The organism is Colwellia sp. MB02u-9 (assembly GCF_014077085.1).
GTDB lineage: Bacteria > Pseudomonadota > Gammaproteobacteria > Enterobacterales > Alteromonadaceae > Cognaticolwellia.
Genome location: NZ_JACGVF010000095.1, coordinates 297,358 through 309,278, shown reverse-complemented (window position 1 = coordinate 309,278; position 11,921 = coordinate 297,358). Strand labels below are relative to the sequence as shown.

Here is an 11,921-nt window from a genome sequence, read left to right as displayed (position 1 = left end):
GTCGATTAAACTTTAATTAAAAATTAAAAATTAAAAATTAAAAATTAAACATTAAATCTGAAATGCACCACGTCGCCATCTTTAACGCGATACTCTTTACCTTCTAAGCGCCACTTACCCGCTTCTTTCGCACCAGACTCACCGTTAAACTCGATAAAATCATCATAGGCAACTACTTCAGCGCGGATAAAGCCTTTTTCAAAATCAGTGTGAATAACACCAGCTGCTTGTGGTGCGGTAGCATCTTGCTTTACTGTCCAAGCTCTTACTTCCTTTACACCCGCGGTAAAATAGGTTTGCAAGTGAAGTAAAGAATAACCCGCATTGATAACACGATTTAGGCCAGGCTCTTCTAAGCCCATTTCAGCCATAAATTCAATACGGTCTTCATCATCCATTTCAGATAATTCGCTTTCAATTTCAGCACAAACCGCGACAACTATCGCCCCTTCAGAATCAGCAATTTTCTGCACTTGGTCAAGGTAAGGGTTATTTTCAAAACCATCATCATTAACATTAGCGATATACATAGTTGGCTTGATGGTTAAAAAGTTTAAATAAGCAACGGCAGCTTTTTCTTCTTTAGTTAAGACTAAAGAACGGATCATTTCACCATCTTCAACATGCTTTAGTATTTTTTCCAATACTGGCATTTCAAATTTAGCCTCTTGATCGCCACCTTTGGCTTTCTTAGCTAAACGAAAAATAGCGCGTTCTGCGGTGTCCATATCAGATAAGGCTAATTCAGTATTGATCACTTCAATATCATCGATTGGACTAACTTTATTAGCAACGTGAATAATATTGTCATTGTCAAAACAACGAACAACATGGCCAATGGCATCAGTTTCACGAATATTAGCTAAAAACTTGTTACCTAAACCTTCACCTTTTGAAGCGCCAGCCACTAAGCCTGCAATATCAACAAATTCCATGGTGGTTGCTAACACACGCTCTGGCTTTACTATCTTTGTTAATGCGTCTAAGCGTGGGTCGGGTACAGGCACAACACCCGTATTAGGCTCGATTGTACAAAAGGGGAAGTTTGCTGCCTCAATACCTGCTTTAGTTAACGCATTGAAAAGCGTTGATTTACCTACGTTGGGCAAGCCAACAATACCACATTTAAATCCCATGATGTTTACCTATTATGTTGACGCAATAACCTTTATTGCGCTTTAAAAGAATGTAGACGATTTTGTGCTTTTTTAATGTCGTCTGTTTGCCAAATTTCAAAACAGCGCGCAGCTTCGTCTATCGCTTGGTCAATTAAGTTTTGTTCATTGGCCGGTGCTTTGCCAAGCACATGCCCAGTAACGCGTTCGCGATGACCTGGATGATCAATACCAATGCGTAACCGATAAAATTCTTTGTTATTAGCCAAGCATGAAATGATATCACGTAAGCCGTTGTGGCCACCGTGGCCGCCACCTTGTTTGATTTTACAAACGCCAGGTAACATATCTAGCTCATCGTGAGCAACAAGAATGCTTTCAACAGGAATACGAAAAAAATTGGCTAAAGGTGCTACGGCTTTACCACTACAATTCATAAAAGTAGTAGGAATGAGAAGATGAACTAATTGCCCAGCAATTAACCCCTTACCGTATAGGCCAGCGTATTTTTTTTCTGGCTTTAGTGAAATGTTGTTACGTGCAGCAAGCTCTTGAACGAACCAATCACCAGCATTATGACGGGTTTTACTGTATTCGGAACCTGGATTTCCTAAGCCGACTACTAATTGAATCGCCATCTAATTATTTACTCTTGTTATTAAACTTAAGGTCAATAAATTCAAGTGTATTTAAAACTAAAAAGCTTAAAGGGCATGTTATAAAAACATCTCCCTTTAAGCTTGTTCATCATGAGTAAAGTTAACTATTACTCAGCTGCAGCCTCTTCAGCTGCTTCGCTGTCTGCATTTGGAACTTTAGGAGCGTTCACAGTAACAACGGCTTGATCATGGCTTTCGCCTTTAGCTAATTCGTCAGATGTAACGCCTTTAGGCAAAGTAACATTTGATAAATGTATTGTTTCACCAACAGCTAAATTAGCAACATCAATTTCAATAAACTCAGGAATGTCAGCAGGTAAACATGTAATTGCTATTTCATTCATTAGATGAGCAATTTTGCCACCTAGTTTTTCTGCTGCTTCTTCATTAAGGAAATGAATTGGAGCATTAACTTGCACAACATGGGTTGCATCGATACGTAAAAAATCTAAATGCATTACAAGTTGTTTAAACGGGTGACGTTGCATGTCTTTTAAAAGACACTCAACAGGCTTGCCATCAACGTTGATAGTTAAAACGTGAGAGTAGAATGCTTCTTCTTGTTGAGCACGAAAAACATTTTTGTGCGCTAACGTTAAAGAAACAGGCTCTTGGCCTTCACCGTATAAAATCGCTGGAACTTTGCTCGCGTGACGTAGGCGGCGGCTCGCACCTTTCCCTAAATCTGTACGTACTTCAGCATCCAATGTAAATAAATCAGTCATGGGTTATATCCATTATTTAATAATTAAAGGTCGTTGCTTTTTGCGACCAAAAGCAACCTGTTCCTTTTTTGTCGGTTAATTAGCGATTAACTAGTGAAGTACTATCCAAGCGTAATTAGCTAAAAAAGGCGCAGCATGATAACACTCCGATGAATCTAAATCCATTACTTATGTTACTTTTAAAGGTAAGGCTATTATGAGTAAGGGCTTTTGATTGATAACAATAAAAAAAAGCACCTAAGGGTGCTTTTTTTGAATGATATTTTTTGATTAATGCTTAAGCATCAAACATCGCAGAAATAGATTCTTCGTTGCATACTCGACGAATAGCTTCTGACAACATACCACTTAAGGTAAGTTGACGAACTTTACCGAGCGCTTTAATTTCATCTGATAGTGGAATTGAGTCAGTAACAACAACCTCATCAATCACTGAATTTTTTATATTCTCAGCGGCATTACCAGAAAATACTGGATGAGTTGCATAAGCAAATACGCGTTTAGCACCGTGTTCTTTTAATGCTTCTGCCGCTTTTGCCAATGTACCACCAGTATCAATCATATCATCAACGATAAAACAGTCACGACCTTTAACATCACCAATGATGTGCATTACTTGCGCAATGTTTGCTTTAGGACGACGTTTATCGATAATGGCAAGATCTGCATCATCTAATAATTTAGCTACGGCACGTGCACGAACAACACCGCCAATATCAGGTGAAACTATCACTGGATTTTCAATGTTACGCGCTAACATATCTTCTAATAAGATAGGCGTACCAAAAACGTTATCCACAGGTACATCAAAAAAGCCTTGAATTTGTTCTGCGTGTAAATCAACCGTTAAAACACGGTCAACACCTACACTTGATAAGAAGTCAGCAACAACTTTCGCGGTAATGGGGACACGAGCACTACGAACGCGACGGTCTTGACGAGCATAACCAAAGTAAGGCATAACAGCGGTAATACGTCCAGCTGATGCACGACGTAGCGCATCAATCATCACGATTAGTTCCATTAAGTTATCGTTGGTAGGGGCACATGTTGATTGAATAATAAAAACATCCGCACCACGTACGTTTTCGGTAATTTCAACACTAATTTCACCATCACTAAAACTGCCAATCTTGGCTTCGCCTAAGGTGATGTATAAGCGATTAGCGATTTGTTTGGCCAGTTCAGGGGTGGCATTACCCGCAAAGATCTTCATGTCAGGCACGACGAGTTCCTTAGAAACTTTTGACATTTAAATTACGATACTGAATAAAACGGTGAGTTAAATATCAGCAAATTATTTTATTTTTGCCAGTTTTAATGGCATTTATATTAATTTTATCCGAACTTAATTGTCGTTTACTGCCGCAATTGCAGCATGTAAGGGCGATTGATTTAGTCCTTCGGCTACGAATGATTCTATACCGTTTGGCAGTAAAGATTGTACATAGCACGCGTCTTGTTTGGAGCTAAAACGTGAAAAAATACACGCACCAGTTCCAGTCATCTGTGACGGTGCGTATTCTATCAACCAAGCCAGTAGTTTGGCAACCTCGGGGTAGTTTTTTATTACCCAGGTTTGACAATCATTGTGATAATTTTCTATATCATCATCGCTGTAACGTATAGTGGGCGTATCTCGAGTTAAATCTTTCGCGGTAAAAACACTGGCAGTAGAAATGCTGCAATCGGGTTTAGAAACTAAATACCAATAAGTTTTTGGTGCAGCGGGAGTCAGTTGTTCGCCAATGCCTTGGGCAAATGCGGCAAAACCATGAATGAAAATGGGTACGTCAGCACCCAAGGTTATGCCAAGTTCAGCAAGTTGTTTAATCGTCAGCTTTGTTTGCCAAAGTGCATTGAGTGCCAGTAGCACAGTCGCGGCATTTGATGAACCGCCACCCAAGCCGCCGCCCATAGGTAATAATTTTTCTAACTTAATATCCACCCCTTGCTGACACCCGCTATAGTTTTGCAATAGTCGTGCAGCTTTGATGATTAAATTGTGGTCATTGCTTACGCCGGGAATCGGCGTCAGTAGCGTTATGGCTTTATCTGCTGTGATCCGCAAGGCGATAGTGTCGTGGTAATCCAGAAACTGAAAAACAGTCTCTAGTTGGTGATAACCGTTGTCCATTCTACCGACAATATGTAAAAACAAATTGAGCTTGGCCGGTGACTTAAATACAATAAAGGGCTGCTTATTCACGATAACCTCGTTAAACTTTCCATGAATGAATGACAATTTTTATCCGCAAATCGCCTTGAATAATCGTTAGCCGTTTAGCCAATTGAAATGGGCCAATATGATGATATTTACTGTATTTTATCAACCAGTCTTTATTGTTATAATGACTGGTTAAGGACTGTGGTAGTTGAGTTTTTACATGGTAATCTAGCTTATCTGTAGGTAAAAAAGCTAAACCTTTCAGCCAATGGCTCATGGCACGAGTCGGTAAATCTAAACCGGTAAGTGTATAGATTAAATAGTCTAAATCGGCCGTATTATAAAGATTACCGTCAACTTCTAAAACAAAGTTATCTTGCTGTCGAGTCAGTGCTAATACCTTAATGCCGAATAAGGTTGATAAATTTAACGACTCGGTTTGATCAGCTGCATTTTTTTGCCAATGCAATGACGCACTTTGGCGCTTTTGACTATCGATAAAGGCTATTTTCCCCACTATGGTCCAGCTATTAAGCTGTGATACTTGTTGGTTGCGGGTGGCAATATCTTGGTTTTTTTGATTATTCTCTACAGGTATGTCGTTGATGCTAGAACAAGCACTTAACAGACTGACAAAAAATAGCGTAATGAGTCGTATACTATACATAGCATTCCTGAATTGAATGAATTAAATAAGCTTTGCTTGATCAAGAGAAACAACAAATAACAAAAACATATAACTGCATGCTTTCAATTTAAGGTGATCTTACGTAAAATTATCGCGATTTTTTATCTCAGATCATAGGTTTTTTTCAATATCTAACTGATAATTGCGCCAAATAGTCATTACAAGCGTATAATCGGCCGTAAGATAATGGTCATCCGCCGCAGACATTGCCGGGCATTAACATTTTTTGGACTCAATATATTCATATGTCGATAGTTGCATTAGGTATCAATCATAAAACCGCTCCAGTGGCGATTAGGGAAAAAATATCATTTAACCCTGATAACTTGAGTTCGGCTTTGCAGGAACTGATTCATTCAGTAGATTGTAAAGAAGCCGCGATTTTATCTACCTGTAATAGAACCGAGCTTTATATCGTTCAAGAAGGTGATATGACCTTAACCCAAGAGCGTTTAGTGCGTTGGTTAGTACAACACCACAATGTTTCTGCGTCTACCATAACGCCAAGTTTATATTGGCATCAAGATCAACAAGCGGTTAATCATATGATGCGTGTTGCTTGTGGTTTAGATTCTTTGGTATTGGGTGAACCACAAATATTAGGGCAAATGAAACAAGCCTATAAACAAGCTAAAGCGGCGGGTTCCATGGCGTTAGTGATGGACCGGCTTTTTCAACGTACTTTTGGTGTCGCTAAACAAGTGAGAACCGATACCGAAATAGGGGCAAGTGCGGTTTCAGTTGCTTTTGCTGCGGTTAACTTAGCAAAACATATTTTTGCCAGTTTAGATAAAACCCGGGTTCTGCTAGTCGGTGCTGGTGAAACGATTGAATTAGTGGCTAAACACTTATACGAAAATAATGTTGGCCATATTACGGTGGCAAACCGGACCTTAAGTCGGGCTGAAAACATGGCCAAAAAATTTGGTGCCGATGTTATAACGCTCGCACAAATTCCAGAACTGATGTCTAGTGCTGATATTGTCATCAGTTCAACCGGTAGTACTTTACCCATTATAGGTAAAGGTATGGTGGAAAAGGCTTTAATGAAAAGAAAGCATCGACCAATGTTTATGGTCGATTTAGCTGTTCCTCGTGATATTGAAGAGCAGGTTTCAGATCTTGAAGACGTATTTCTTTACACCGTTGATGACTTACAAAATATCATTGCAAAAAATTTAAATAATCGCCGCAAAGAAGCGGTATTAGCCGAAGGTATTGTTACTGAACAGTCATCTGTTTTTATGTCATGGTTACGTGGTTTAAATACCCAAGATACGGTAATTTCATATCGTAAACAGTGTTTAGAAAATCGTGATCAATTGCTTGAAAAAGCCATGCAACAACTAGCGACAAACAAAAAACCTGAAGCGGTAATTGCTGAGCTTGCCACTAAGCTAACCAATAAATTTATGCATGCACCCACCAGTGCTATTCAATCGGCGGCACAAGGTGGAGAGTTAGACCGGCTTATTTACTTACGCGATATTTTTGATATTGACCATCAAGATTAGCCACTGGCTTTAGCTAGTCTTTAATTTAAGCAGGCAATAATTTACCATTCGCTATCTTCACACCCGTTGAAACTCTGAGCTAAGCTCTTTATACTGCTCGCTTGCATACCTATTTAGTATAAATTACCTGCATAGTCGAATATAATGCGCGGGTAATTCATCAATCATTGACTATATAAGATCATTTAATGAATAAATCTGTTTACCAAAAACTTGAGATACTTGTCGAACGCTTTGAAGAAGTACAAGCGTTATTGTCTGATCCTGAAACTATTTCTAATCAAGAAAAGTTTCAGGCATTATCAAAAGAATTTTCACAATTAGAAGTTGTAACCTCAGCCTTTCATCGCTTTCAAGATGCCGAGAATGATTTTGCCGCGGCAGAAGAAATGCTTAAAGATGAAGACCCTGATATGCGTGAAATGGCGCAAGAAGAGTTTAAGTCAGCGAAGAAATTGGTGGAAAAAATGACCGAGGAATTGCAAGTTTTATTATTGCCTCGTGATCCAAAAGACGACAATAACTGTTTTGTTGAAATTCGCGCTGGAGCTGGCGGTGATGAAGCTGCTATTTTTGCCGGTGATTTATTCCGTATGTACAGCCGTTATGCTGAAAAGCAAGGTTGGAAAATCGAATTGATGAACTCCAACGAAAGTGAGCAGGGCGGTTTTAAAGAAATTATTGTTAAAGTTAACGGTGTTGGTGTTTACGGTCAAATGAAGTATGAGTCTGGCGGTCACAGAGTGCAACGTGTGCCTGAAACTGAATCACAAGGGCGTGTGCATACTTCTGCTTGTACTGTGGTTGTGATGCCAGAAATTCCAGAGTCACAAGCCATTGAAATCAATAAAGCTGACTTAAAAGTAGATACTTTCCGTGCCTCTGGTGCGGGTGGACAACACGTCAACAAAACCGATTCAGCTATTCGTATTACTCATATTCCAAGTGGCGTGGCGGTTGAATGTCAAGATCAGCGTTCGCAGCACAAAAACCGTGCCCAAGCGATGTCAGTATTACAAGCTCGCCTGCAACAAATAGAAGATGAAAAACGCCGAAGTGCAGAAGAGTCTTCTCGTCGTAACTTAGTGGCCAGTGGTGATCGTTCTGAGCGAATTCGTACTTATAACTTCCCACAGGGACGCATGAGTGATCATCGTATCAACCTGACACTTTATCGTTTAAACGAGATCATGGAAGGTAATTTACACTTAGTACTTGAACCCATTATGCAAGAAAGTCAGGCTGATTTATTAGCAGAGCTTGCCGAGCAACATTAGTGAGTGCATCAGTTGTAGCGCAAAGGTTGTCGGTTGAACACTTATCATCGATGACCTTGGCTAAATTAACCGCCTTTGGGCAACAACTTTTGTTGCCTCACTCAGATAGCAGCAAATTAGATACTGAAATACTCATTTGCTTTGTTATTGAAAAACCAAGAAGTTTTTTATTAACTTGGCCAGAGCATCAGTTATCTACCAGCCAAGCAAAGCAATTTGCTGAACTAATATTGCGCAGAGTTCAGGGCGAACCTATCGCCTATATTGTTCAACTACGTGAGTTTTGGTCATTACCACTGCAAGTTTCACCGGCGACTTTAATTCCGCGTCCAGATACTGAAGTGCTAGTTGAACTGGTGTTAACTCATCATCAAGCAGTAGAACTAAGTTGTCTAGATTTAGGCACAGGTACGGGGGCTATTGCCTTAGCTTTAGCCTCAGAACGACCTCAATGGCAAATAGAAGCGGTAGATTATAGCGATGAAGCCGTTGCGCTCGCCAAGGTCAACGCCGACAACTTAGCGCTAACACAAGTTAATATTTATCAAAGTGATTGGTTTAATCAGATTGCTGATGATAAGCGCTTTGACATTATTGTCAGCAATCCTCCGTATATTGATGAACATGATTATCACCTTAATGAAGGGGATGTCAGGTATGAGCCTAAAACCGCATTAGTTGCGGCGGATAATGGCTTAGCGGATATTAAAATCATTGCTCACCAAGCACTTAACTTTTTAAAACCGGGTGGCTTTTTGTATATTGAACATGGCTTTGAGCAAAGCAAAATGGTGCAAAAAATTCTAGCCGATTTAGCTTATAGCGAAATCCAAACAATAAAAGATTACAGTCACAATGACCGAGTTACTTGGGCTTGTTACTCTGCATAAAGCACAAAACTAAAAAATAAACTTAACGGAGTTCATCATGCTTAAAAATTTACATATGACCATTGCGGTGATCAGTGTTTTACTTTTTACTTTTCGTTTTGCCTTAACCTTAGCTAATTCAAATAAATTAACCTTGAAATGGTTGAAAATTGCCCCACATATTATCGATACCTTATTACTGGGTCTTGGGGTCGCGTTATCGATTCAGCTAGCGATAAATCCAGTAGAACAACTCTGGTTTGCCGAAAAACTGTTTGCTGTGTTTGCTTATATTTTTACCGGTTACTACACCCTGAAATTGGCGCGAAATCGCGCTATGCAAATTATTGGCTTTTTGGGCGCAATAGGCTGGGTAATGCTGATTGTTCGTCTAGCCATAAGCAAGGAGTCCGTATTTTTAGCTGGCTTATAAACGGCTAAAATCATGACCAAATTCATTAAGTTAGTTACCACTCAGAGCTTGTTAGCGGTTTGAGAACAAGTTTGATTTTTTGCATATAGAATATGCTATATGCAGGGAATTATAGGAAGTTATAGGCGGTTATCGAAGCGCTGTAAACTCCCAAGGGTGAGTTGAAAAAGCTGGCAGCCTGCGTTATTGATTTTGAAAATGGAATAACCATTCTCTCTAACCAATGCCTTGTTTCTAAGCTTTTAAATCTCGCTAAGTGGCAAGAAACTTATTGGCATTGGTATAAGTATTAAACATTAATAGAGTATGCATGAACGATTTATTGTTATCAGAAATTAAATCTGAAGAAAATGAACTATTACAAACTTTTTTATTAATAGAAGAGTTTATTTTTGGCAAAAAAACGGCTGTTCAAACTGAACTGGATGACCTAGTGGGTTATTGCCAAGGTGAGACTGATGAAATTAAAGATCCCATTGAACGTGCTGAGGTATTGATTAATGCCTTGTTTATTGATCAACTTTTTATTGATAAACAGCAACAAAATTGGCCAGTAATGTCATATCAGGTGTCATCAGCGTTAACGCATAAACTGGTTTCACCTATCTTAAAATCGGTACTTATTGCCTATGTAGCCAATGCTTGTGATTGTCAGACTGACATTGTTTTTGTACCAGAAAAAGCCATGTTAAGAATTATTTGTGATGACAGTTACGCCATTATTCTTGATCCCGTTACCGGCGAGTCGTTAAATTGGCACGAGCTTGATACTCGCATGAGTGAAATTTCAGGTGACCCATTTGAAGTTACCCTAGATATAATGAAACAAGAAAGCCTAGTGCTGGAACATATCACGAGTCTAAAAGCGGCTTTTATACGAGAACAGGCTTACGATAACGCACTCAAATGTGTGGATATGCTATTGGCACTTAATCCAAATGATCCCTTTGAACGTCGCGACCGTGGCTTTTTATTACATCAACTTGATTGTTTTAAAGTCGCCTATGATGATTACCAATACTTTGTTGAGCAATGCCCCAAAGATCCTGCGGCGCAGCTATTAAAACTTCAGTTAGATAAAATTTCAATTGCAGATACCATATTGCATTAACAAAACTTACCGGTTAAAAAGTCGGCTTAAGCGTCATTTATAAGAATAATAACAATAATAATACCGTAACTTGAAAAATCATAAGGATAAGTAATGCAAGATTCAGTCGTGGCTAGCATGCCATTGATCACCAACGACGCAACAGTACTTGGAATTCTAGCGCTAATTTTAGGCTTTGTTTTCTATACCTCAAGCAGCAGTAACACCGCTTGTCGCTCATTTTATAAGTATGTGCCCGCACTGTTAATGTGCTATTTGTTACCATCGCTTTTAAATACTTTTGGTATTGTTAGTGCTGAAGTCAGTCAAGTTGATGAAGTGGCAAAATATTATTTATTACCCGCTTGTTTAGTCTTATTGACGCTGAGTATCGACATTAAAGCTATTGCTGGCTTGGGTAGTAAAGCCATTATTATGTTTTTAACCGGTACCGTTGGCGTAATCATAGGTGGGCCAATAGCATTATTAATTGTTTCAGCTGTATGGCCTGAGTTAATTGGGGTTTCAGGCCCAGACGCGGTATGGCGAGGTATGGCAGCGCTGGCGGGAAGTTGGATTGGCGGCGGCGCAAATATGCTTGCTATGAAAGAAATTTATGGTGCTGATGGTAAAATATTCACCATTATGGTGACGGTAGATATTGTTGTTGCCAATATTTGGATGGCCATTTTGCTTTATATGGCAGCGAACCATAAGCGCATTGATGCAAAAAATGGTGCAGATACTTCAAGCATTGATCGATTGATTGAAAAAGTTGAAGCCGAAACCAAAGAAAACTCAAAACAACCTGAACTAAAAGATTACATGCTCATTTTAGCCGTTGGCTTTGGTGCTGCCGGTTTGGCACATTTAGCGGCTGATTACTTAGTACCCTTTTTCCAAAACAGCTATCCTGAGTTAAAGAAATTTAGCTTGCACAGTAAATTATTTTGGATCATCGTATTAGTGACCACTATCGGTTTAGCACTTTCCTTTACTAAAGTTAGAAAACTAGAAGCGGTAGGAGCCTCAAAGGTGGGTAGTAGTTTTCTTTATATTTTAGTCGCTACTATTGGTTTGCATATGGATATTACGCAAATTGTTGAAGCGCCTAAATATATGGTGATTGGCTTAATATGGATGGCCGTGCACATAGGCTTATTATTTGCAGTACGTAAGTACATTAAAGCGCCAGTATTTTATTTAGCGGTGGGTAGTAAAGCTAATATTGGCGGCGCCGCATCGGCACCCGTTATTGCCTCGGCATTTCATCCGTCATTAGCACCTGTTGGGGTTTTGTTAGCCGTTTTTGGTTATGCATTAGGCACTTATATGGCATGGTTATGTGGCCAGTTGTTAAGAATTATTGGCAGCTAGAATCGCC

General features: G+C 39.4%; 12 protein-coding genes. 6 read left to right on the top strand and 6 right to left on the bottom strand.

Going from position 1 to position 11,921, the window contains the following annotated elements; genetic code table 11:
• Nucleotides 1-44 precede the first annotated feature (44 nt).
• The 6 genes from ychF to lolB form a co-directional block, all read right to left on the bottom strand.
• Nucleotides 45-1,136 (bottom strand): redox-regulated ATPase YchF, encoded by a 1,092-nt coding sequence (gene ychF, locus H4J65_RS12395; RefSeq protein WP_182138023.1) that lies wholly within the window; start codon nucleotides 1,134-1,136, stop codon nucleotides 45-47.
• 32 nt (nucleotides 1,137-1,168) lie between these two features.
• Nucleotides 1,169-1,753: an aminoacyl-tRNA hydrolase gene (gene pth / locus H4J65_RS12390; RefSeq protein WP_182138024.1), complete on the bottom strand. Its 585-nt coding sequence runs from the start codon at nucleotides 1,751-1,753 to the stop codon at nucleotides 1,169-1,171.
• A 128-nt stretch (nucleotides 1,754-1,881) separates the two neighbouring features.
• Nucleotides 1,882-2,499 carry a 50S ribosomal protein L25/general stress protein Ctc gene (locus H4J65_RS12385; protein ID WP_182138025.1) on the bottom strand — a complete coding sequence of 206 codons (618 nt, stop codon included), beginning with the start codon at nucleotides 2,497-2,499 and terminating at the stop codon, nucleotides 1,882-1,884.
• A gap of 277 nt (nucleotides 2,500-2,776) precedes the next feature.
• Nucleotides 2,777-3,724 carry a ribose-phosphate pyrophosphokinase gene (locus H4J65_RS12380; protein WP_182138118.1) on the bottom strand — a complete coding sequence of 316 codons (948 nt, stop codon included), beginning with the start codon at nucleotides 3,722-3,724 and terminating at the stop codon, nucleotides 2,777-2,779.
• 123 nt (nucleotides 3,725-3,847) lie between these two features.
• A complete protein-coding gene (gene ispE, locus H4J65_RS12375; RefSeq protein ID WP_310649831.1) occupies nucleotides 3,848-4,708 on the bottom strand; it encodes a 4-(cytidine 5'-diphospho)-2-C-methyl-D-erythritol kinase in 861 nt (286 codons plus the stop codon).
• A gap of 10 nt (nucleotides 4,709-4,718) precedes the next feature.
• On the bottom strand, nucleotides 4,719-5,333 hold the full coding sequence (lolB, locus tag H4J65_RS12370) for a lipoprotein insertase outer membrane protein LolB (RefSeq protein WP_182198381.1): 615 nt from the start codon (nucleotides 5,331-5,333) through the stop codon (nucleotides 4,719-4,721).
• A gap of 266 nt (nucleotides 5,334-5,599) precedes the next feature.
• On the opposite strand from lolB, the gene hemA reads away from it, so the two are divergent.
• The 6 genes from hemA (at nucleotide 5,600) to H4J65_RS12340 (ending at nucleotide 11,914) form a co-directional block, all read left to right on the top strand.
• The gene (hemA, locus tag H4J65_RS12365) at nucleotides 5,600-6,868 is read left to right on the top strand and encodes a glutamyl-tRNA reductase (RefSeq protein ID WP_182198380.1); all 1,269 of its coding nucleotides are present in this window, start codon (nucleotides 5,600-5,602) and stop codon (nucleotides 6,866-6,868) included.
• Nucleotides 6,869-7,056: 188 nt separating this feature from the next.
• Nucleotides 7,057-8,145, top strand: a complete 1,089-nt coding sequence (gene prfA, locus H4J65_RS12360; RefSeq protein WP_182138028.1) for a peptide chain release factor 1 — start codon at nucleotides 7,057-7,059, stop codon at nucleotides 8,143-8,145.
• Nucleotides 8,146-8,195: 50 nt separating this feature from the next.
• Nucleotides 8,196-9,035 carry a peptide chain release factor N(5)-glutamine methyltransferase gene (gene prmC, locus H4J65_RS12355; RefSeq protein ID WP_182198393.1) on the top strand — a complete coding sequence of 280 codons (840 nt, stop codon included), beginning with the start codon at nucleotides 8,196-8,198 and terminating at the stop codon, nucleotides 9,033-9,035.
• A 37-nt stretch (nucleotides 9,036-9,072) separates the two neighbouring features.
• Nucleotides 9,073-9,447 carry a SirB2 family protein gene (locus H4J65_RS12350; RefSeq protein ID WP_182138029.1) on the top strand — a complete coding sequence of 125 codons (375 nt, stop codon included), beginning with the start codon at nucleotides 9,073-9,075 and terminating at the stop codon, nucleotides 9,445-9,447.
• 310 nt (nucleotides 9,448-9,757) lie between these two features.
• Nucleotides 9,758-10,558 carry a tetratricopeptide repeat protein gene (locus H4J65_RS12345; RefSeq protein ID WP_182138030.1) on the top strand — a complete coding sequence of 267 codons (801 nt, stop codon included), beginning with the start codon at nucleotides 9,758-9,760 and terminating at the stop codon, nucleotides 10,556-10,558.
• Between the two features lie 93 nt (nucleotides 10,559-10,651).
• Nucleotides 10,652-11,914, top strand: coding sequence for a DUF819 domain-containing protein (locus tag H4J65_RS12340; protein WP_182198379.1), 1,263 nt, complete (start codon nucleotides 10,652-10,654; stop codon nucleotides 11,912-11,914).
• The last annotated feature ends 7 nt before the right edge of the window (nucleotides 11,915-11,921 follow it).

Excerpts from the sequence above, each read along its gene's own strand:
- H4J65_RS12350 (WP_182138029.1), top strand. The coding sequence starts at position 9,073 with ATGCTTAAAAATTTACATATGACCATTGCGGTGATCAGTGTTTTACTT.
- hemA (WP_182198380.1), top strand. The coding sequence starts at position 5,600 with ATGTCGATAGTTGCATTAGGTATCAATCATAAAACCGCTCCAGTGGCG.
- prmC (WP_182198393.1), top strand. The coding sequence starts at position 8,196 with ATGACCTTGGCTAAATTAACCGCCTTTGGGCAACAACTTTTGTTGCCT.
- lolB (WP_182198381.1), bottom strand. The coding sequence starts at position 5,333 with ATGTATAGTATACGACTCATTACGCTATTTTTTGTCAGTCTGTTAAGT.
- H4J65_RS12340 (WP_182198379.1), top strand. The coding sequence starts at position 10,652 with ATGCAAGATTCAGTCGTGGCTAGCATGCCATTGATCACCAACGACGCA.
- H4J65_RS12345 (WP_182138030.1), top strand. The coding sequence starts at position 9,758 with ATGAACGATTTATTGTTATCAGAAATTAAATCTGAAGAAAATGAACTA.
- H4J65_RS12385 (WP_182138025.1), bottom strand. The coding sequence starts at position 2,499 with ATGACTGATTTATTTACATTGGATGCTGAAGTACGTACAGATTTAGGG.
- pth (WP_182138024.1), bottom strand. The coding sequence starts at position 1,753 with ATGGCGATTCAATTAGTAGTCGGCTTAGGAAATCCAGGTTCCGAATAC.
- ychF (WP_182138023.1), bottom strand. The coding sequence starts at position 1,136 with ATGGGATTTAAATGTGGTATTGTTGGCTTGCCCAACGTAGGTAAATCA.
- prfA (WP_182138028.1), top strand. The coding sequence starts at position 7,057 with ATGAATAAATCTGTTTACCAAAAACTTGAGATACTTGTCGAACGCTTT.